This window comes from Streptomyces sp. PKU-EA00015 (assembly GCF_013387495.1).
Classification (GTDB): domain Bacteria; phylum Actinomycetota; class Actinomycetes; order Streptomycetales; family Streptomycetaceae; genus Streptomyces.
Window position 1 is genome coordinate 74,821 of sequence record NZ_JABZEE010000015.1, and the last position, 20,897, is coordinate 95,717.

The following is a 20,897-nucleotide window of genomic DNA, read 5'->3' on the forward strand; positions in this document are numbered from 1 at the left end:
GGTGACCTTCATGTCTGCCACGCTGAGTTCGACGAGAACCCGCGCCGCGCTCCGTACTTCGGCGCGTGTCTCCGGTGAGTTGCTGATGATCCTCGTGATGGCCGCGGCGGTCCTCTGGCTGCTGGGCCAGATGTGGTCGGTCGTCTGGCCGCTCATCGTGGGCCTGATTCTCACCACGCTGACGTGGCCCCTGGCTCGTTTCCTGCGCCGGTGCGGATGGCCCCCCGCCCTGGCCGCGTCGGTGGTGACCGTGCTGTTCCTTCTGTTCGCCGCGGGCATCGTGGCGCTGATCGCGGTGCCGGTGGCGTCCCAGTCCGGGGAGCTGACCGACGGCGTGGTCGAAGGCATCCAGAAGTTGCGCGAGTGGGCCGCCGGGCCGCCGCTGAACATCGGCGACGACCAGATCACCGGTGCCCTCGACACCGCGATCGCCCGCGTCCAGGACAGCGTCGGCAGCATGGTCACCGCTGTCGCCACAGGAGTCGGCACCGTGTTCAACGGGGTCGTCACCGCCGTCCTCGCGCTCTTCCTGATGTTCTTCTTCCTCAAGGACGGACCGCGGTTCCTGCCGTGGCTCACCCGTCAGCTCCCCGGCCGGCTCGCCACCGACGTCCCGACCGTGGCCGCGCGCGGCTGGGAGACCCTGGGCGCGTTCGTGCGTTCCCAGGCATTCGTCGGCCTGCTCGACGCCGTCCTCATCGGCATCGGCCTGTGGATTCTGGGAGTACCCCTGGTGCTCCCGCTGGCGGTGCTGACGTTCGTATCGGCGTTCGTGCCGATCGTGGGCGCCCTGTTCGCCGGCCTGGTCGCGGTGCTCATCGCGTTGGTCTCGAACGGCCTGACGGACGCGCTGATCGTGCTGGCCGTCATCGTCGTGGTGCAGCAGTTGGAGGGCAACGTGTTCCAGCCCATGATCCAAAGTCGCGGGCTCGGTCTGCACGCGGCGGTGATCCTGCTGGCGGTGACGCTGGGAGGCAGCCTGGCCGGAGTCGTGGGCAGCCTGCTCGCGGTACCGGTCGCCGCGCTGATCGCGGTGGTCTGGAACTACCTGCGCGAGCAGCTCGGCGACCCGTTGCAGGAGCCGGAGACGGACCAGCCGGCCGCAGGGGCCGCCGTCTTGTCGTAGCCGCCCCGGTCGAGACCTGGTGCAGAGCCCGTTGTTTCAAGGTGTTCATCTGTTGTGTGACGAGATGTCATAGGGGACATCCGGGTGGTTCGACGGCGCTCCTGCAACTGCCCCGGTCCTGTATGCGCTCCTCGTATCCAGTTGCTCGACAACCGAGGAGGCACTCATGACCGGTTGGCATGCTTTCACCACAACGCCGGGCGCAGGGCCCGTGTTCGACCCCTACCGGTTTCCGGGCGCGGTCGCCGACGAACGTCCGGAGGCGAGGCACACCACCCTCGGCCTTCTGGAGCCCGGCGACCTCCTGTGGCCCGCTCCCGACCGCGGACGGGAGCGGGCCATGCCGCTCAAGCCGGCCGACCGGCGGCGTCTGGACCTGCACGCCGCGCTCACCACGGCGGGCATCGCGCCGCGACCGGGTGATCTCGCCGCCATCGAGGCGCTGAGCACACTGGACGACACCACCCACACCGCACTCCAGCGATGGATCACCCGCAGCCCGTGAACCACGGGCAGCAACCCACGTCGCAGCGCAGAGCGCGGTGCCCGGTACGCGCGTGGGCGCCCGGCGTTCGCCGCAGGTGGAGGCCGACCGGACCTCCTTACTCCGGGATTCCTCCCATCTCGTCGGTTCCGAAACCCTCCCGGCTCGGCAGACTCGTCGGCGGCGGGGTGCGGCCGGGCTGCTCCGGGCTCTGGCTCGGCTGCGCGGTCCCGCCGGCCCGGGCGGTGTCGCCGGTGAGCCCGTGCCGCCCGCCGATCTCGATCTTCCGGCGCCTCTCGTGTTCCGGTTGCGTTTTCGGGATCCGGACGGTGAGAACGCCGTCGGTCAGGTCGGCCGCGATCCTGTCACTGTCCGTCCCCGCCGGCACGCTCGTGCGGTAGGAGAACCTTCCGGTCCGCCGGCTCAGCACCCTGCCGCGCCTTTCCTCGCTCAGCTCTCCGGTGATCGAGAGCTCGTCGCCCTCGACCTCGATGTCGATACTCTCGGCGGGAACGCCGGGCAGCTCCGCCCGCACGACGTACGCGTTCTCCTCTTCCTCCTCCTCGGCCGTCGGCATCCACACGCTGCTCGTCGCGGCGGGTGCTGCGGCCTGTTCCAGGAGCCGCCCCATCCGGCTCCACATGTCCTCGAACTCGCTGAACGGGTCCCATGCCCGGTGCAGCTCCGGGGAGCCGCCTCCATGTCGTATCGGCAGGGTCATGGCCGCCTCCCGCGTGCGATGCGATCTCCTGCGCCAAGCGGGTAACCGGCAGCCAGGGGGCTAAACGACCGCCCGGGTGCCGCGCACCACGGCGGGCCCGGCGGCTCGGTCCTCCAAGGCGTCGCGTGAACTGGTGCGGGAGTGCGCAAATGGGTACAGGATGGCAAAGGCCCGGGAAGGGCACCGGCTCGGTGCCAGGTGAGCACCCCGGCACTGCGGGAAGGAAGCCGGGCCTCTACCGCCTGGGCCGCGAAGAACATCTCCGGTGAGCTCTCGAGGGGCCGATCATGGGAGACCTGAGCAGCGTGACCGTAGGGGTGCTGGGATCCTACGGGGGGCGAAACGTGGGCGACGAGGCGATCCTCACCGCCATGCTGGACCGCATCCGGGCGGGCCGTCCGGACGCACACATCGTCGTGTTCTCCCGCAATCCGGACCAGAGCCGCAGCACCTACCCGGGCGTCGAGGTCGTGGGCTGGGAAGGCGTGTGCCGGGAGCGCATCTCCGAGCACCTGCGCCGGCTCAATCTGCTCGTGCTCGGCGGCGGCGGGATTCTGTACAACACCGAGGCGCGCCGCTACCTGCGGCTGGTCCGCACCGCGCAGGATCTGGGGGTTCCCGTCTTCACCTATGCCATCGGAGCCGGTCCGCTCACCGACGAGTCCGACTGCGCGTGGGTCCGCGCGACACTCGCCGACGCGGCCGAGGTGACGGTCCGCGACGAGGAGTCCAAGCTGGTGCTGGAGGAGGCCGGGCTGACCCGGCCCATCTCCGTCACCGCCGACCCGGCACTCCTGCTGGAACCCGGTGACAGCGGCGAGGAGCTGCTCCGGGCGGAGGCGGTGCCGCGCGGTGGGCATCTCGTGGGGATGAGCGTGCGTGAGCCCGGCCGCGCGGCCGAGCACCTCGACGAAGAGGGCTACCACCAGCTCCTCGGGAACGTGGCCGACTTCCTCGTCCACCGGCTGGACGGCCACATCGTCTTCGTCCCGATGGAACGCGACGACATCCGGCACGCGCACGGCGTGGTCTCCCACATGACCCATGCCGAACGCTGTCAGGTGCTGCACGGGATCTACCGGCCGCAGCAGGTTCTCGACATCGTGAAGCAGCTGGACCTCGCCATCGGCATGAGACTGCACTTCCTGATCTTCGCCGCGCTCGCCGGGATCCCCCTGCTTCCCCTGCCCTACGCCGGGAAGGTGTTCGACTTCGCCCAGCAGATCGGCGCCCCCGCCCTGCGGGGAGTGGTCAGAGAGGCCGCAGGCCCCCTCCTCGCGGAAGTGGACCGTCTGTGGGACGAGCGGCCCGCCCGCGTGGCACACACCGCCACCCGGACGGCAGCGATGAAGTCGCGGGCGGCCGAGACCGCCGACCGGCTCCTCGCCTATCTCGACCAGGCCGCTCCCCGGCCGCTCGCCTACCAGGTCGAACCGGCAGCCGCCTTCCGGACCGGCTGACCCGCACCACGAGCCCCTGATCCCCACGGAGGAACCGTGTCCTACCTGATGCCGCCCCGCGTGCCCCGGAACGTGGAGCTGCCCCCGCGTCAGGCGCTGCACGCCGGCTCCACCCAGGTACTGGTGATCGGCGGCGGCCCCGCCGGTATCGGCGCAGCGCTCGGCGCCTCCAACGCGGGCGCCCAGGTCACCCTTGTCGAGCGGTACGGATTTCTCGGCGGGAACGCCACCGCGGCGCTGGTGATGCCGCTGATGAGTTTCCACAACGAGGTCAAGCAGGCGGTCAGCGGCGACTCGGCACGTCTGCTGCCGCCCGACCATGGAGAGGGCGAGCCGGTCGTCGGCGGCGTGCTCTGGGTGCTGCTCGAGCAGTTGGTTCGCGCGCAGGCGGCGATCCGCCCCTCCTTGGAGACCGGTTACACCGTGCCTTTCGACGCGGAACTGTTCAAACTCGTGGTGTACGACCTTTTGGAGCAACACGAGGTCCGTACCCTGCTCCACGCGTTCGCCTCCGGTGTGGTGGCCATGCCGGACCGCGCACGGGCGGTGTTCGAGACCAAGTCGGGGCCGATCGTCATCGACGCGGACGTGATCGTCGACTGCACCGGCGACGGCGACATCGCCGCTTCGGCCGGGGCCGCGTACGAGATCGGCCGGCCCGAGGACGGCTGGACGCAGCCGATGACGCTGATGTTCCGCATGGTCCGCTTCGACCACGAGGAATTCGCCGAGTACGCCCGGACCCACCCGGATCAGTGGAAGGGCGTGCACGGGCTGTGGGACCTGGTCCGCGAAGCCACCGATGCCGGGGAACTCGACCTGCCGCGCGAGGACATGCTGTTCTTCGCCACACCCAACACCGGCGAGGTGGCGGTCAACTCGACCCGCGTCACCGAAGTGCTCGGCACCAGCGTCTGGGACCTGACCCGTGCCGAGTTCGCCGCCCACCGGCAGATGGCGCAGATCGCCCGCTTCCTGCGCAGCCGCGTGCCGGGCTTCGCCGACTCGTACATCGTGCAGAGCGGCGTCCAGGTCGGTGTCCGCGAGACGCGCCGGATCCAGGGCGCGTACCAGCTGACGGGCGAAGACGTTCTGAACGCCCGCAAGTTCGACGACGTCATCGCTCGCGGGGCCTATCCGGTGGACATCCACAACCCGAGCGGTCGCGGGACGACGCTCAAACGACTCCCGCGCGGTCAGTCCTACGACATCCCCCTGCGCTGCCTCTTCCCCACGGATGTGGACCGGGTCCTGGTCGCGGGCCGCTGCATCTCGGGTGACCACGTGGCCCACTCCTCCTACCGCGTCATGCCGATCTCCATGGCCACCGGGCAGGCCGCGGGTGTCTGCGCGGCCCTCGCGGCGGCTCAGGGAAAGCGCCCCAGGGACGTCCCGGCGGACGCGGTCCAGGCAGAGCTCCGCTCCCAAGGCGCCAGCCTGTCGTGACGCCCGACGGGCACCGGCCGTGATCCGGTCCGCGTCACGCGGACCTTCTTCTTCGGAGCATGCCCCGGCGCAGGCGGAGCGGAGGGCCTGCTGCCGATGCCGGGCGCCGGCCCCTTCTGCCGGGTGCCTTCGGGCGAACAATGCACCGAACACGTGGTGCGCGACGCGTCCGGTGGTACGCGCATGTGCATGGCCCCCAGGTCGTCGGACCCCCAGGAGCGCCCTTCCGGTGCGCCGCCCGCCGCACAGACGTCACGCGTGCCGGACGCGCTGCGGACGGCCGCCGCGTACGCCTGGCGGATCCTCGTGGTGGCCGCCGCCGTCTACGGTGTCTTCGCACTGCTCGGGCGGTTCCACGAGATCGCCGCGGCCGTGTTCCTGGGCCTCGTCCTCACCGCTGTGCTCCGGCCGGTGGCCGATCTGGCCGCACGCCTCCTGCCGCGTCCGCTCGCCGTCGCCGGCTCGGTGCTGGGCAGCATCCTGCTCGTGCTGGGTGTGCTGGCGCTGGTCGGCGAGGTGGTCTCGGGGGAGCGGACCACGCTCGTACGGGAGTTCCGCGACGGCATCGAGAGGATCGAGAACTGGCTGGAACGGCCTCCGTTCCGCGTCGCCCCGGAGGCCCTCGGCGACATCCAGTCCCGCATCGGCCAGCTGCTGTCCAGCCACCGGTCCACCGTCGTCAGCGAAGCGCTGAGCGGCGCCGGACGCCTGGTCGAGGTGCTGACCGTGCTCGCCCTCGCACTGTTCTGCTCGGTCTTCTTCATCAACTCCGGCGACCGCCAGTGGGGGTGGTTCTGCGACCAGTTGCCGGCCGCCGCCCGGGATCACGCGATGGTGGCGGGCCGGGCCGCCTGGCGGACGTTCACCGGATACACCCACGGCATCCTGCTGGTGGCGGCCACCAACGCGATCCTGGTGGGAGTCGCCCTCTTCGTGCTCGGGGTGCCACTCGCGCTGCCGCTTGCCCTGCTGGAGTTCTTCGCCGCGTTCATCCCCCTCGTCGGTTCGCCCATCGCCCTCGCGGTCGCCGCGGTGGTCGCGCTCGCGGCCAAGGGCCCGCTGATCGCGGCCGCCGTCGTCGCCCTGATCGTCGTCATCGGCCAGATCGAGGGGCATCTGCTGCACCCGATCGTGATGAGCTGGGCCGTCCGGCTGCATCCCCTGGTCGTCGCGCTGTCGGTCGTCGGCGGGGCTGTCGCCGCCGGTGTGGTGGGCGCGGTCGTCGCGGTGCCCCTGGTGGCCGTGGTCTGGTCGGTCCGTCAGGCGCTCCGGACCGCGCGCCTGTCCGGCGGGAGCGGCTGACCGGCGCTCAGGGCACCGCCGCACCCCGCTCGTCGGAGGCGGCCAAGGCCCTGGCCAGCGGCATCCTGGCCAGGGCCAGGACACCGGCCACCACCAGCGCCACCCCCGCCGCCTCCGGCAGCAGCCACCAGCCGGTGCGGACGTGTTCCTCGAAGAGGAGGATGCCGAGACACAGGCTCACGGCGGCGTCGCCGAGGGTGAGCGCGGGCTGGGAGGCGACCAGCGGGCCCGCCTGCATCGCGTGCTCGAGCAGGAAGATCGCGGCCACTCCGGTGGCCGCGAAGGCGTAGGTCTGCCAGGCCGTGAGGAACGCGCCGAGGCCGTGGTCGTCCAGGATGTGCACCGCCTCCTTCATCAGGGCCGCGGTGACGGCGTAACTGACAGCGGTGGCCGTGCCGAGACAGGCCGCGCGGGCGCGGCCCTCCGGCCGGCGCAGGGCCGCTGCGGCGAGCGCGAGGACCACCGCGGCGCACACCGGGAGTGCGACGGCCCAGCGCTCCGCCGGCACATCGGTGCGGTTGCCCGACGGCGAGGCGGCACCGAGAGCGATGCCGAGACCCACGACGACAGCGGCCAGCGCCACCCACCCGCCGCGCGGCAGGCTTCCGTGCAGCAGCCAGGTCGCCAGGATCAGGGCGAGCGGCAGTTCGAGGACGAAGAGCGGCTGAACGATCGTCAGCGGCCCGGTCCCCAGCGCCACCGCCTGGCAGACGCCCGCGACGACGACGGCGGCCATGCCGGCCAGCCAGACGGGCCGGCGCAGCAGATCCAGCATGAGACCGGCGCGGAGACCCTGCGAACGCGGTACGTCGAGAGCCGCCTTGCGCTGCAGCACGGTGGCGAACGCGTTGCTGAGCGCCGCGCCGAGCGCGAAGAGCACCGGCAGCAGGGTGTGCACGTGGTCGGCCTCCGGCAGTCGACGGGAGGGCGGGCTGCGGTGACCGCGGCACGCCGTCGGCCTCACGGACCCGGCCCGCTTCCTGCCATGGTGCCCACCGTCGGGCCGCGCCCGCGATCCGAGCCGGGCCGCGGTACCCCCGTGGCCGCCGCCCTGATCCAGCCGTCCGGGAATCTCAAGGAGCCCGGCGGACGCTCTGTCGCCCGCATGCTCGCCGTGGCGCGGCGCCTGTGGCTGCGGGCACGGTCGCCCCTCGGCGAGGCCGCGTTGCGCGTCTGCCGCCAAGGGTTCTTCGGCCCGAGCAGAGCGTGCGGCTGCCGCACCCTCGGGCCGGCTATGGCAGAGGCCGGCTCAGGTACCCGGCGATGCGGCTTCCCCACGTGCGGATGTCGGCGCGTGTTCGGGACACGTGGAGTTCGGCGCGCGGCAGGACATGCGCCAGGGTTTCCGCGGTGGACAAGGGGTGCCCCGGGTCATCCGCCCAGCCGAGGACCAGGACCGGCTGACGCAGCGTGGCGATTTCCGTGGGGGCGGGCAGATCGGACGCTGCCAGGCCGCGCAGGATGGCGGGCAGCAGCCGCTCGGCGGGCGTCGGCGGCAGCTGCGGAACGTCGGCCACGACGGCCGGGCGAGGTTGCCGCGCCCTGGTGGCGAGCCAGGCGTCCCGTCCCTCCCGTTCGACAGCGTCCGCGGATTCCCGATTCGCCCGCGCATGCGCCGTGCGCGTCGTCCAGGCCGTCGGCGGGATGAGCAGAACCAGCCGGGAGAACCGGCTGGGCGCACGCACGGCGGCGTGCAGCACGGTGCCGCATCCCATCGACGCCCCCATGGCGACGGCAGGCTCCGAGGCGTCCAGGTGGTCGAGCAGCGCCAGCAGATCGTCGGCGAGCGACCGATAGGTGTAGTCGCAGTCCACGGGATCGCCGGTCGACCGACCGTGGCCCCGGGCGTCGTAGCGGACGAGACGATGCCCCGCCTTCACGACCGGCGCCCAGTCGAAGAGGCCCATCCGGTCCTCGGCCGCCTGACTCACGAAACCGCCGTGCGCGTACACGGCGAGAGGGCCCTCACCGGCATCGTCGTAGACCAGCTCGGCCCGGCGATGTCTGAAGCGGCCCTCCCTCGTCGTGTGTCCGCCCATGCGACCAGCCTGACCTGCCCGCCGGGCGCCCGCCACCGAGTCGACTTGCGGACCACAGGCGTACGGGGCGCGCGTGCCTCACCCCGGCCCGCCTGCTGTCACGCGGAGGCGCCGGGCGTACCCGCGTCAGGGGCCGTCGTGGACGAACGGTGCCCACAGGGCCGGGTCGGTCGGGTGGGTCTCACGCAGGACGGCGACCGCCCGGTGCAGGGCCACCGCCGCGCCGGCAGCGTCCGTGTCGGCCAGGTGCCGGTAGAACGCCGCAGCGACGACCGGTGCCACGCGGTCAGGGACCGACCAGAGCGCGGCCACCACGTGCCGGAACCCCGCGGTGCGCAGGGCGGCAGCGGTGTGGATCGCCTCGTCCGGCAGCAGGCCGCTGCCGAGGCGCGTGTGGCAGGCGGACACGAACGCCAGCTCGGCGTCGTCCAGGCGCAGCCCGGAGAAGTCGGCCACGTTCATGTCCCCGTCGCGCAGACAGAGCCCCGAGGTGGTGGGGGCGGTCATGTCGAGGGTCCCGTGACAGGCGAAGTGCACCCACGCGTGGCGGGGCAGCTGTTCACGCACGGCCCGTACCGTGGCGGCGTCGCCGCTCAGCACCTTCACCCGCCGGCCGGCCGCCTCACGCACCGCCCGCAACTCCTCGGCCACGTCGGGCAGGACGGTGTGCCCCCGGCGGGTGTCGGACAGGCCCACGGCGAGCAGCCCAGTGGCGCGGGAACGCCGTACGCGCGCCCGCCACCGGCCGCTGCCCGCGTCGGGGCCGCGGCGGCCGCCGGCGGCCTCGGCGAGGGCGGACAGTGTGCTCGTGTACGACGACACGACGGCGTACGGCAGGCCGGCCGGCTCGGTCCGGTCGTGGAGCGAACGGGGGTACCTTCCGGCCGCGTGCAGCGGCAGGACCACCAAAGAGGCCGTCGGGCACCACCACAGGCGCGGCGGCGACGTCGTCTTGTACGGCAGGCCCAACCGGTCGAGCACCGGGCGGGCGATCCGTTCCCACAGCCACTCCAGGGTGTCGTGCACCGTGTGCCGCGCGCGTTCCCGGGCCAGTCCGCCCGAGGAGGCCGCCTTGGAGAGGTGTGCGAGGTAGGTGTTGGCGACGCGGTCCGTCTCCGCCAGGTCGATCCCGGTGAGCGGCACCACCTCCACCCTGCCGCCGGGGAGCACGACGATCGCGTCGCATCGGATCGCGCTGATGTTGACGACGACCACCGGACCGCCCGCGGCGGCGGCGGCGAGTTCGGCGAACCGCGGCGGGGCGAGGAAGCGCTCGAACCCCGGCAGGTCGCGCACGCGGTCCACCAGCCGCCGCCAGCGCAGCACCAGCCGCATACGTTCCTCGGCGTCCAGGTGGCCGCCGTCCGTCAGGGCGTCACGGACCTCTGCCAGCCCGGCCGCCAGAGCCGTGTCCCGAGCGGCGAGGCGGTCGAGATCCGCGCGCAGGTGCAAGGTGCCCCGCCAGATGACCGAACGTCCCTGCTCCAGCAGTTCCACCGCCACCTCCGGACGGCCGGCCGCGATCGCGATGGCGGCCGCGTCCCGGGGCAGGGCTGCCCCGTCGCGCAGACCCTGCTGCTGGTCCTCGCGGTCGAGGCCCGCCCAGCCGAACTCCTGGAGCAGCGCCACACCGGCCCGCGCCCCTGCCAGCGCGTCGGCGACGTCCCCGCCCTCCCACGCGACACCCGCCCAGATGCGGGCGGCGACAAGACGGTCCCGGACCGGCGACCCCGGCGCTCCCGCCGCGGCGCGGACCGCCGCGAGCGCGGCCACGCGGTCGGGCGCGGCACCCTTTTCGCCCCCTGTCGCCTCCCCTTGGGCTCCGCCCTGCGCCCCGTCCCGCGCGGCCTCGGCCGGCAGACACCGGGCGATCAGCGCGCCCGCCAGTCCCGTCATGACCTCGGCGTAGACCATGGCCGACTCGTCGCAGAGGGCGGCCGCCGCGGTGAACGCCTCCACCGCCTCCGCCACGGCCGCGTCCCGGCGGTCGTCGTCCTCCTCCGTACCGAGGAGCAGCCGGCCGAGCGTGCGCTGCGCCTCCACCACCGGACCGGTGCCCTCTGCGGCGGCCACCGCCCGCCGAGCCGCCTGCACGGCGCCGTCCCGGTCCTCGTCCTCCAGCAGCGCGGCGGCCAGGCGCAGCAGAAGCACCGACTGCGCGGTGTGGCCCTCGGGCAGCGCCGAGAGCGCACGCCTGACGGCGGCCGACGTGCCGTCCCCCTCCACCGTGTACGCGGACTGCACCAGCGCCTCCGCCCGGCCGGCGACGAGGGGCGCCTGCGTCTGCTGTTCCTCCTGTGCCCGCTGCGCTGCTCGCGCCGCTTCCCGGGCCGCCTGTGCGTCGGCGCCGCGACCGGTCAGGTCGGCGCGCCCTCGCAGTGCGGTGGCGAGGTTCGTGGCCGCGGCGATCCGGTGCTGTGGCTCGTCGGCCTCGGCGTACGCGGTGCGCAGCAGGACGACGGCGGCGTCCAGGTCTTCCACGCTCCCGCGGCGTCCGCCGCGCACCAGCAGGGCCACTCCGCAGTTGATCCGCCCGACGACGTCAGGGAAGCGCTCGACCGCGGCGCGTCCCCATGCGACCGCCTCGTCCAGGATCCGGCCCGCGTCCCACTCCGCCCCGGTCTCCGTGTCCGAGTCCGCGCCGGTCTCCGCCTCCGAACCCGCTCCGGTCTCCGTGTCCGCGCGGAAGTGGGCCAGGGTCGACAGAACGGCGCACAGGGCCGATTCGAGCTCCGCCCGCTCGCGGGCCCCGGCACCGGGGCGCTCCAGCGTCTCCCGCCCGATGCCGACAGCCTCCTTGCCCCATGCCGCCTCGCCGGTGACCTCGAAGCGGCGGCGCAGCAGGGCGACGGCCGGGCGGGCCGCGCCGAAGCGGTCGGGGTGGTCGGGCGGGAGGTCCGACCACACGGTCACCGCGACCGCCGCCGCCTCCTCGAGGTCGGCCATGTGCCCCCGCAGGTCGTACCGGTGTCCGAGGAGGTCCCGCAGCTCACCCTGGAGCGTTCCACGCAGCGGATGCCCTGGAGGCGCGGCCCGGACGGCTTCCCGGTGGACGTTCACCGTCCGTACGAGAGCGGCGTCGTCACCGGTCAGCTCGAACGCCCGGAACGCCGCGACGGCGAGCGCTCGCAGCACCACGGGGTCCTCGACGGGGCCGTCTGCACCCGGCCGGAAGCGGAGCCGTTTCAGATTGGCGGCCGCCTGCGCGTGCCCCGCCGCCGCGGCGGTCGCGAACCAGCCTTCGGCCGCGGGGTCGCCCGCGTTGTACAGCAGGACGCCGAGATTGTTGGCCGCCTCCGGATGCCCCGCGTCGTGCGCGCGGGCGTACCAGGCGCGTGCCTCGTCGATGCGACCGGCCCGTTCCGCCAACAGCCCCAGGTTGTACGGGCCGTTGGCGTCGCCGTATGCCGTCGCCTCGAGGAACGCCTGCCGGGCCTCCGCCGTACGGCCCTGGCGGTCCAGCTCCGCTCCTCGCACTGCCGACCGCCATCCGGCCGCCTCGTCGTGTCCATCCATCGGTGCTCCCCCCGGCCGCCCGAAGGGCCCCAACTGCCCCGGGAGACAACCCGATCAGCATTCCAGGGCGGGCCCCCTCCCACCGGGTTTCTCCGAAAAGGCTCAGCCCTTCGCGCGGGGAGGAATGGGTCCTCGGACCGGAGCCGCGAAGCGGCGGAGTTCTCTGAGTATCTCTTCTGACGTGCACTTTCTTCCGTTGTCAGTAGGGGCTGTTAGGTTCGGATCATGCCGACCGCAGTGACAGTCGAGACGGGGACGGGGCACGCCCGGCACCCGCACCGTTGACGGTCTTTGAGCCCGGGCAGGCCCGCCTGGGCGAACCGGCCACGCCAGCGGCGCACGTGTCCAAATGCAGCCCCGTCTCCCGGGCGATGCATGCGCTGGAGCGTCCACGCGCGGCGTGCAGCACCACCTGTGCACGCACCCGCAGCCGGTGCTCGGTCTTGTGGCCGTAGGCCATCTTCTTCAACCGCACGTGTTCGGCGGCACTCGGGGCTATCGGACAGGGGGTGCGGACGGGCATGGCGGGCGAACCGATCGGCCGAAGTGGATCACTGGTACCTCGCAGCCTGCCCCGCCCGTCATCGCCCCAGCCCCCGCAATGACCGGTGCAAGAGGCCACTTGGACAGGGAAAACGCAACTTCGACATGGCCCGCAGAGGCAGCTACCTTCACCTGGTCTTCGGCGATCGCCCACGGTCGCACAGGAGTTCCTTCAGGCTGAGCCACCCGCGACGGAATGAGTTGGTCACGCCCCACGAATCGTCGCCCCCATGCGTAAGCCACCGAACCGGGTCCACACCAGGCACCCCCAACCAGGGAGAGACACATGCCCCATCTTGCGCTGTACACATTCGGCGTCCTGAAGTCGCCTCTCGCCGATCCCGCACCTCTCACGCGCGAACTCCACGACAGCGGCGAGGCCATCTACCGGAAGATCAGCCAGCACCCCGGGTACCTCGCTCGTGCTGAAGCGGCGGACGGCGACCGGGGCACACACTTCGACTTGGACTGGGGTGCATGGGGAGAGTTCGCCGTACCGACCTGGTACGGCAAGGGCCGTACGGTGGAAACCACCGCCCTGGACGCGACCCTCTCACTCTGGACCGACCTGCGCTCCGCCTTCGACGCCATCTACACCGGTCTGCACCGTGAGGCGCTGAACAGGCGTTACGACTGGTTCGAGAGGACAGGACACCCGAGTTACGTGTTCTGGTGGGTCTCCGACGGCGTGATACCCACCTGGCAGGACGGGGTTTCCAGGCTGGAGCACCTCCACGACCACGGCTCCGCGCCGCACGCCTTCACCTTCCACCACTCGTTCGCCCCAGAGGGAGCTCCGACCAGGATCAAAGGCATCGGGCCGAAGAGCGACCAGGTTCGCTGACAAGGAAGCCTGAACGACTGGGTTCGCTGTCAAACGCCTCGATTGAATACCTCACCGACCCCATCATCTGACCCCGGCACCACACACAACACAGGCTCCACAGTCAACCCCGAAGTATCTACGGAGCCGACCACTTAGCGACCTCAGCACCAGGGTCCCGCTCGCCAAGTCGAAGCTCTCCGAGCTGCTGCGACGAACCGGGCTCTACCGCGATGGGAGATCATCCTCAACCTGTCCGTCACGCTAAAGCTGCCCGGCTGGCCCCTGTACCGGCTATGGCGGCAAGCGGCGTCCGAGGCCCAGAAGTCCAGCGACTGGATCGAACGATCCGGCGACAAGGCCTCGGTGACCACGTCTCAAATACCGCCCCTGGAGCACCGCGCGTTCCGCGAGATGGTGGAGAACGACTACCGCCACTATGCGCAGGTCTTCCTCGACGACGACCAGCGCAACACGGCAGTCTCCAACACCTTCGACCTCCTCTGGCTGCGCTGGAACGAGCCCCTCGCCGGCCCCGACATCCGGCGCTTCGCCTGGGACACCCTGCGCACCACTGTCATGACCCGCACCCCGCACATCGACGGCCGGCCCGAGTTCGGCGCAGCCGCCTTCGACACCGTCGCCCTGCGGCACCTGACCACCGACACCAAGCGCCTGCAGGTCCGGGACCGCACAGTGCCCCAGGACATCGTCCCGCCGTCCTACACCGCTTCCCCCGACCCAATGGCCACCAGCGACACGTCCGCGAAGAGCAGCACCTCCACCGCAGCCGCCGAAGACCTGCGTGCCCTGTGCGAAACCCTCGTAACCCACACCCCCGCCGACGACGTCGCCGACTTCGTCACCGAACAGCCTCCCCGAACCCCGCAGCGACGCCATGATCCTCGCCTGCGTCCTGCAGCTCACCGACACCGACGACGGCGCCCGCTTCTGGTGGCAGTACGCCGCAGGCGCCTGCCAGGCCGCCGCCGTAAATCACCATGACGGTCGACCTGACCCAGGAGCAGATCGACAAGGCACGCGACCGCGTCAAGGCGAACAAGCCGCTCGAAAAGCCGCAACAGACCAGCAAGCGCCCTGCCGATGCGAACCGGCAGAGCGGCAAGCCCATGACGCTCGCCGACGCCTACAAGCAGGCCGCGGACAGCGTTAAGGAAGCCCAAGCCAAGCCTACAAGGACTTCGATGTATCCCGTCGACCTCAGCCAGAACCGGTCTGCCGGAAACACGCTGATGAACTACGTGCGTAACCACCGCATCCTCGCGTGGGATGACACCCTCCCAGACCCGGCCAACAGCAACGACCGGTACTACGTGCAGATCGTGGACTTCTAGCCCACAGGACTGTCACACCGGGAAAGTATGATGACGGCGCTCCTCGGACATCGAGGAGCGCCGTTCCCGTTCTCGCCGGAGGCCTCGTGGACCTGATGCAGACCCTCGATGGCTACTTCGGCGGCTGGTCCTTCACGTTCACCAAGCTGTCCCCGCTCGAGGCGCTGCAGGCTATGGAAGCGGTCTCCATCCGCCCCATCGAGAACCCGCTCGATGCGCTCCGCGAGGAAGAGGACGAAGGCCTTGCTGAAGACGGTGTTCTTCTCGTCGCCGGCCGCGTGCACCCTGACTGGAGCATCATCATCGAGACCAGCGGCTACACGGGATTCGTGGGAGCCGAACGGTCCGTTCTCCTTGAGTTGTGCAGCGCCGAGTATCCGGCGATGACTGTCTTCAAGAATCCCAACCGTCTTGAGCTGCTGTACGCGGACCTCGACGACAGGTGGGGCGGCATGGCGCTCGACAGCGGGATCCGATGGGGCGAGATGAGCCCGCCCGTCTCGGCTGTACTCACCGCGGCCGGGTTCCTCCCCGATGGCCAAGGCATCTCCACGGAGATCGCCGACCGTGGGTACAACGATCTCGCGCAGCGCGCTATCGCCGCAGCGACGGGAGTATCCCTGGACGACGTCGAGACAGCTGGCGGCTGGGCCTCGGGGATCGTCCTGGCGGAGACGGCAGCGACGCAGGCCTCGCGGAGCAGATCGCTTCGTTGACCGCCGCGTGGCAACACCGGCCGTGCTCCGGCCTCCACGATCTCCTCCTCAGCGAGCCGGATCTCTCCAGCTCGGCCTTGGCCTTCTTGATCTTCGTGGCCACCCGTTGCAGAACATCGTCGCCAGGTCGTCACGGACCAGCATCCTCGCCTTGTGCGTCAGGCACGCGAGGATACGCGGTCCGCTCGATCGAGGTCACAACCCACCCCAGGCCCCGGACGACAGCAACATCGCGACCAACGACACCGAGCCGAACGGGTGATGGGAGTCGGAACACCACGCAGAGCCCGTTGAGGTCTCATCCCGGCTTGCCGAGGCGAGGCCATGCGACGGCGGGGCGCGCCGGGAGGTGTTGTTCCTCATGAACATCGAACATGACGCGCCGCCGACGCCTCCCCATCTCGTGTCCAGGTGTGTCGGTTCTCGGGCTCTGTCAAGATCTCCGTGAAGTCGATCACGCTTCCGTGCGCCGGTGTCGCTCTGTTACAAGCTGTGGCGGAGGCTTCAGCGGGCTCGGCGGCGGGTTGCCTTGATGCAGCGTGGGGATCAGGCGCAGTGCGGAGCGAGAGCCAAGCACGCACTCCCCCTCTCCGAGAGAACGTATACGTGCACCGCGTGCGGAGCCGTCTCGCCACGAGACAAGAACTCCGCCCGCGTGATGCTCGTCCGGGCTGGTCTCAACCCGGCTAGTGCTGATCTTGTAAGCCCTGCCGCCTGCTAGGTGCCAGGCGAAGTGAGCTAATAATCCCCTCCCTTCAGGGAGGGGAGGTTTCAATAGAGTGTGGCCATGTCCGACGCAGCGTCCCCCTATCTCGCCACGGCAGACTTCGAGTGGACCGAACGCGCCTTCCGGCTCCTGGAGTCGCAGCAGCTGACGGTGTCCCGGCACGGCGCGGGCGACGTCCCCGGATACGTGGTGAGCGGGCCCTGTCCGCGGTGCGGGCACCACTTCACCGACCGTCAGGTCCTGGTCGCGCTGGCCGGGCTCTCCGGGCCCGACCGGCAGGAGCACGGGGGCGTCGTCCCGGCGGCCGTCGTCCTCGACGTCACCTGCGGCTGCGGCTCGGCGCACGACGACGCGCCGGAGGGGACCGCGGGCTGCGGCGCCAGCTTCCGGATCGAGCTGGTCACCGAATGACGCTCAGGCCACGCCTGCCGCAGCGCCCTCCTTCGGCCACGGACCTCGCCGAACGCGACCGTTTCCGGGAGCTGGTGCGTTCGTCGCTGCCCGGCGTACGCGCGGCGGCCGAGGCCTGGCGCAACGGGCTGGCCGCCTTCATCACGCTTCTCGGCGCGGCCCTCGTGGTCAAGGGCCCGGCCACCACCGCCGACATGACGACGGCCTGGCGGGCGGCGGTCACCCTGCTCGTCGGCGGCGGGCTGGCGCTGGCCGTGGTCGGCCTGTGGCAGGCTCTGGCCGCTCAGGCCGGTACCCGGCCGCTGGCGGTCACCCTGGCCGACATCCACCGCGACCACGGATCCCTCGACGGCTTCGAGGTCGCCACCGCGATGCGGTCCGCCCGGCGGCTCACCCTTGCGCGGCGGGCGGTCGCCGTGGCCCTGGCGCTGCTGTTCACCGGCACGGCGCTCACGTGGTGGGCGCCCAGCGCACAGCGTGGTTCGGTGAAGGTGACCCACGGCGAGGAGACCACGTGCGGCACCCTGCTGTCGGCGGACGGTGGCCGGCTGCGCATCGCGGTCAAGGGCCAGGCCCGTCCCACGGTCGTCGCGCTCACGGCGGTCCGGAACATGTCGGTGACCCTCACCTGCCCATGAGACGGGCGGGGCGGCGCTCGCGGCTCGTGCGGAGCCGAGGAAGGCGGTCCGGCGGCGGCCGAGTCCAGCAGGTGGCCGACCGCCGTGCGCGCGGGCGGGGTCAGACGTGCGCGGTGCCGTCGCCGTTCGCCATGGCTTGAGCGATCCGGCGGTTGCTCTCGTGCCAGACGTCTTCGGGGAACCGGATGCCCTCCGCGGGGAAGGGGATCCGTTCCCCGATCGGCAACCGCTTCACGTACTCGCTCGGTTCGACGCTCATGCCGCACAGCCTCGCACGACGCCGTGTTGGGCACCGTGGAGAGCTGCCGCAGGACTCTCGCCGCTTCACCGCTGTGGGTCTGTGCGCGCACACCGCCGGTCGGACAGCGGGTGAGGCGCCTCGGTGTCGACATACGCGACAGGCAGCCACATAAGCAATTTTCCGGTCATCGTGCTCCATGCTGGATCGTGCCGCGTCAGGCCCAGCCCCGCGGCGCGCCCCTCGTCGGGGCGGTATGTGCAAGGTGCAGACCGACCGGAGGACCATGTACAGGCAGCAGGATCACACCCGTCCAACCCCTCGCACGCGGCGTGCCGTTCTCGGTGCCGGGATCGCGGCAGCCGGATCCGCACTGCTGGCCGCCTGCTCGGGCGGCGACGCCGGCCGAGCAGGCGGTGTCGGAAAGGAAGCCCCCGGTCCAGGCGCCGGAGGTTACGTCCCGGGGGACGGCAAGAAGGTCCCGCCCACCTGGACACCCAGTCCCGAAGGGAAGCTCCGCCACCGCACCTTCACGGCGACGCCGGCCACGGTCGAGATCGGCGGCGGACGCACCGTCAGGACCTCCGTCTACAACGGCGAACTGCCCGGCGAGGAGGTGCGGATCGCCGCCGGCGACATGCTCGAGCTGACGCTCGCCAACCATCTGCCCGAACCCACCACGGTGCACTGGCACGGCATCGCCCTGCGCAACGACATGGACGGCGTGCCCGACGTGACACAGCCGCCGATCAGAGCGGGCGGAGAGTTCACCTACCGCTTCCGGACGCCGCACCCCGGGACGTACTGGTTCCATCCGCACCTGGGCCTCCAGGTCGACCGGGGCATGTACGCGCCGCTGATCGTGGACGATCCCAACGAGCCCCTCGAGTACGACGCGGAATGGATCGTCCTGTTGGACGACTGGCTCGACGGGGTCGACGGCTCCACTTCCGAGGACGTCTTCGACCAGCTCCGCAAGGGCAAGCCCGCCATGGGCCACGGCTCCGCACACCGCGGGCACGACGGCGGTGACCGGCCCGTGCGGCCGAAACCCTCCGGAGGAGTCGCGGCCGGGTACGGGCCGCCCGGGGCCCATGGGCCGGAGCAGCACGACGCGTCGCCCTCACCGAGGCCGACGAGACGCCCCAACCGGCTGATGACGGGCGCCCACAGCCCCCTGCTCGGCGGCCACGCGGGCGATGTGGCCTACCCGCACTATCTGATCAACGGACGCACGCCCGACGATCCGACCCAGTTCAGGGCCAGGCCCGGCGACCGGATCCGGCTGCGTCTGATCAACGCGGGTGCCGAGACACCGTTCCGCGTGGCACTCGGCGGCCACCGGATGACGATCACCCACAGCGACGGCTTCCCCGTACGCCACCACCGGACCGACGCCCTGCTCATCGGCATGGGCGAACGGTACGACGTGCTGATCACCGCGAAGGACGGCGTCTTCCCGCTCACCGCACTGGCCGAGGGCAAGAACGGCGCCGCCATGGCCGTCCTGCGCACAGCCGGCGGCGCGCTGCCCGGCCCCGACGCCCGCCCCGCCGAACTGAGGCGAGCCGTCCTCCCTTCGGCCCGCCGGCTCAAGCCCCACGAATCCGTCGCACTCGACCGGCGCAGGCCCGACCGCATCGTCAGAGTCACCTTCACCGGCGACATGAAGGACTACGACTGGGGGACCGACCACCGCCCCTACACACCCGACAGCGTCCACCGCGTCGAACACGGCGAACGCGTACGGCTCGTGGTCATCAACGCGACCGACATGTGGCACCCGGTCCATCTCCACGGCCACACCTACGCCCTCGCCGGCATCGACTCCAACGGCGCCCGCAAGGACACCGCCACCGTCCTGCCCCACAACAAGCTCGTCCTCGACTTCGACGCCGACAACCCCGGCCAGTGGATGCTCCACTGCCACAACCTCTACCACTCGGAATCCGGGATGATGACCACCATCGCCTACGACGCCTGATCCCTACGCCGGCGGCCCGGAACGCGGCAGAGGCGCGTCGGGCACGCCGCGCCCCTGCCCGGGCGGTTCGCGGGTTACCGTCGGCGGCATGGACGGTGATCGCGCTGGGTGGCGCCAATGTCTGCTCGGCGGAGCGGTGTTCGCGGTGTGCATGGCCGGCACCACGCTGCCGACCCCGCTCTACTCCCTCTACCAGGCGAAGTTCGGGTTCGACGAGCTGACCGTGACCGTCGTGTACGCCGTGTACGCCTTCGGGGTCATCGGTGCGCTGCTGCTGGCGGGCAACGCCTCGGACACCGTGGGCAGGCGGCCGGTCCTGCTGGCCGGCCTGGGATGCGCGGCGGCGAGCGCCGTCTGCTTCCTGTGTGCCACCGGGCTGGGCTGGCTGTATGCGGGGCGGCTGTTGTCGGGACTGTCCGCCGGTCTGTTCACCGGCGCCGCCACGGTGTACGTGCTGGAGCTGGCGCCCGCGGGCGGCGCTTCCCGGGCCACGTTCGTGGCGACCGCCGCCAACATGGGCGGGCTGGGATGCGGCCCACTGCTCGCCGGAGTGCTCGCGCAGCACGCCTCGTGGCCCCTGTACCTGCCGTTCGCCGTACACCTCGCACTGGTGGCCGTGTCGGCCGCCGTCCTGCTCCGGCTGCCGGAGACCGTGGCCGTACGGCGGTCGCCGGCCACCGTACGGCCGCAGCGGCCCGGCCTGCCCCCGCAGGTGCGGGCGGTGTTCGGGCCGGCGGCGACCGCCTCGTTCGTGGGCTTCGCGCTGTTCGGGGTGTTCACGTCGGTCAGCCCGGCGTTCCTCGCGCAGTCCCTGGACGTGCACGACCACGCCGTGAGCGGGCTGGTCGTCGCGCTCGCCTTCTTCGCATCGACCGCGGGGCAACTGGCGGTCGGTCGGGCCGGCGTGACGCGATCGCTGCCGCTGGGCTGCGCAGGGCTCTTCGCCGGGCTGGCGCTGCTGGCGGGAGCGTTGCGCTGGGACCTTCTGCTGTTGGTGGTGCTGAGCGCGCTCGTCGGTGGCGTCGGGCAGGGGCTGACCTTTCGTGGGGCGCTGTCCGCGGTGGCCGAGGCGTCACCCCCGGACCGTCGCGCGTCTGTGGTCTCGACCCTGTTCGTGGTGGCGTACGCCGGTATCTCGGTGCCGGTGATCGGTGTCGGGGTACTGGTGGGCCCGATCGGCCTGGAGGGTGCGGGGCTCGTCTTCATCGCCTGCATGGCCGCCCTGGTGACGACCGCGGCCGCCTACCTGCTGCGGCGTCCGGTACGGGCGCGAACGTGAGGACCCCGGACGGGGCACCCGTCCTGGTACGGGCGCGAACGGCGTCGCCCTGACTCTCGGCGTGGACACGCCGGGCCGGCGCCCACGGC

General features: G+C 71.5%; 18 protein-coding genes and 1 pseudogene. 14 read left to right on the forward strand and 5 right to left on the reverse strand.

Features of this window, described 5'->3' with window-relative positions; all coding sequences use genetic code 11:
• The first annotated feature begins 10 nt into the window (after nt 1-10).
• Both HW130_RS13605 and HW130_RS13610 read left to right on the forward strand, forming a co-directional pair.
• Nucleotides 11-1,126, forward strand: coding sequence for an AI-2E family transporter (locus tag HW130_RS13605; protein WP_177149798.1), 1,116 nt, complete (start codon nt 11-13; stop codon nt 1,124-1,126).
• A gap of 166 nt (nt 1,127-1,292) precedes the next feature.
• Nucleotides 1,293-1,631: a hypothetical protein gene (locus HW130_RS13610; RefSeq protein ID WP_177149799.1), complete on the forward strand. Its 339-nt coding sequence runs from the start codon at nt 1,293-1,295 to the stop codon at nt 1,629-1,631.
• A gap of 97 nt (nt 1,632-1,728) precedes the next feature.
• Here the strand turns inward: HW130_RS13610 and HW130_RS13615 are convergent, their stop codons facing one another.
• Nucleotides 1,729-2,331 (reverse strand): Hsp20/alpha crystallin family protein, encoded by a 603-nt coding sequence (locus tag HW130_RS13615; RefSeq protein WP_218183500.1) that lies wholly within the window; start codon nt 2,329-2,331, stop codon nt 1,729-1,731.
• Between the two features lie 287 nt (nt 2,332-2,618).
• Here HW130_RS13615 and HW130_RS13620 point away from each other — a divergent pair, with 287 nt between their 5' ends.
• The 3 genes from HW130_RS13620 to HW130_RS13630 all read left to right on the forward strand — a co-directional run bounded on the left by HW130_RS13620 (nt 2,619) and on the right by HW130_RS13630 (nt 6,539).
• Nucleotides 2,619-3,791 (forward strand): polysaccharide pyruvyl transferase family protein, encoded by a 1,173-nt coding sequence (locus tag HW130_RS13620; protein WP_177149800.1) that lies wholly within the window; start codon nt 2,619-2,621, stop codon nt 3,789-3,791.
• Nucleotides 3,792-3,827: 36 nt separating this feature from the next.
• Nucleotides 3,828-5,237, forward strand: coding sequence for an FAD-dependent oxidoreductase (locus tag HW130_RS13625; RefSeq protein ID WP_309140428.1), 1,410 nt, complete (start codon nt 3,828-3,830; stop codon nt 5,235-5,237).
• A gap of 183 nt (nt 5,238-5,420) precedes the next feature.
• On the forward strand, nt 5,421-6,539 hold the full coding sequence (locus HW130_RS13630; protein ID WP_177149801.1) for an AI-2E family transporter: 1,119 nt from the start codon (nt 5,421-5,423) through the stop codon (nt 6,537-6,539).
• Nucleotides 6,540-6,546: 7 nt separating this feature from the next.
• Here HW130_RS13630 and HW130_RS13635 read toward each other — a convergent pair whose 3' ends face one another.
• From HW130_RS13635 to HW130_RS13645, 3 genes are all read right to left on the reverse strand, one after another.
• Nucleotides 6,547-7,437, reverse strand: a complete 891-nt coding sequence (locus HW130_RS13635; RefSeq protein ID WP_177149802.1) for a DMT family transporter — start codon at nt 7,435-7,437, stop codon at nt 6,547-6,549.
• Between the two features lie 334 nt (nt 7,438-7,771).
• Nucleotides 7,772-8,578, reverse strand: coding sequence for an alpha/beta fold hydrolase (locus HW130_RS13640; protein WP_177149803.1), 807 nt, complete (start codon nt 8,576-8,578; stop codon nt 7,772-7,774).
• A 126-nt stretch (nt 8,579-8,704) separates the two neighbouring features.
• Complete coding sequence (locus tag HW130_RS13645; protein WP_177149804.1) at nt 8,705-12,094, reverse strand: CHAT domain-containing protein; 3,390 nt, start codon at nt 12,092-12,094, stop codon at nt 8,705-8,707.
• Nucleotides 12,095-12,923: 829 nt separating this feature from the next.
• Between HW130_RS13645 and HW130_RS13650 the strand changes: the two genes are divergently transcribed.
• The 7 genes and pseudogenes from HW130_RS13650 (at nt 12,924) to HW130_RS13680 (ending at nt 17,307) form a co-directional block, all read left to right on the forward strand.
• Nucleotides 12,924-13,481, forward strand: a complete 558-nt coding sequence (locus HW130_RS13650) for a DUF3291 domain-containing protein (RefSeq protein WP_177149805.1) — start codon at nt 12,924-12,926, stop codon at nt 13,479-13,481.
• Nucleotides 13,482-13,826: 345 nt separating this feature from the next.
• Nucleotides 13,827-14,465 (forward strand): hypothetical protein, encoded by a 639-nt coding sequence (locus HW130_RS13655; protein ID WP_177149806.1) that lies wholly within the window; start codon nt 13,827-13,829, stop codon nt 14,463-14,465.
• Nucleotides 14,462-14,815, forward strand: coding sequence for a hypothetical protein (locus tag HW130_RS13660; protein WP_177149807.1), 354 nt, complete (start codon nt 14,462-14,464; stop codon nt 14,813-14,815). The genes HW130_RS13655 and HW130_RS13660 overlap by 4 nt, the downstream gene beginning before the upstream one ends.
• Nucleotides 14,816-14,901: 86 nt before the next feature.
• Nucleotides 14,902-15,531: a hypothetical protein gene (locus tag HW130_RS13665; RefSeq protein ID WP_177149808.1), complete on the forward strand. Its 630-nt coding sequence runs from the start codon at nt 14,902-14,904 to the stop codon at nt 15,529-15,531.
• 544 nt (nt 15,532-16,075) lie between these two features.
• Nucleotides 16,076-16,252 (forward strand): annotated as a pseudogene (locus HW130_RS13670) (zinc ribbon domain-containing protein); the annotation flags it as partial.
• Between the two features lie 66 nt (nt 16,253-16,318).
• Nucleotides 16,319-16,669, forward strand: coding sequence for a hypothetical protein (locus HW130_RS13675; RefSeq protein ID WP_177149809.1), 351 nt, complete (start codon nt 16,319-16,321; stop codon nt 16,667-16,669).
• The gene (locus tag HW130_RS13680) at nt 16,666-17,307 is read left to right on the forward strand and encodes a hypothetical protein (protein WP_177149810.1); all 642 of its coding nucleotides are present in this window, start codon (nt 16,666-16,668) and stop codon (nt 17,305-17,307) included. Before HW130_RS13675 ends, HW130_RS13680 begins: the two co-directional genes overlap by 4 nt.
• Nucleotides 17,308-17,407: 100 nt before the next feature.
• On the opposite strand, the gene HW130_RS13685 is transcribed toward HW130_RS13680, so the two are convergent.
• Nucleotides 17,408-17,566, reverse strand: a complete 159-nt coding sequence (locus HW130_RS13685; RefSeq protein WP_177149811.1) for a hypothetical protein — start codon at nt 17,564-17,566, stop codon at nt 17,408-17,410.
• A 265-nt stretch (nt 17,567-17,831) separates the two neighbouring features.
• On the opposite strand from HW130_RS13685, the gene HW130_RS13690 reads away from it, so the two are divergent.
• On the forward strand, nt 17,832-19,529 hold the full coding sequence (locus tag HW130_RS13690; RefSeq protein WP_177149812.1) for a multicopper oxidase family protein: 1,698 nt from the start codon (nt 17,832-17,834) through the stop codon (nt 19,527-19,529).
• A gap of 88 nt (nt 19,530-19,617) precedes the next feature.
• Nucleotides 19,618-20,808 (forward strand): MFS transporter, encoded by a 1,191-nt coding sequence (locus tag HW130_RS13695; protein ID WP_177149813.1) that lies wholly within the window; start codon nt 19,618-19,620, stop codon nt 20,806-20,808.
• Nucleotides 20,809-20,897 lie beyond the last annotated feature (89 nt).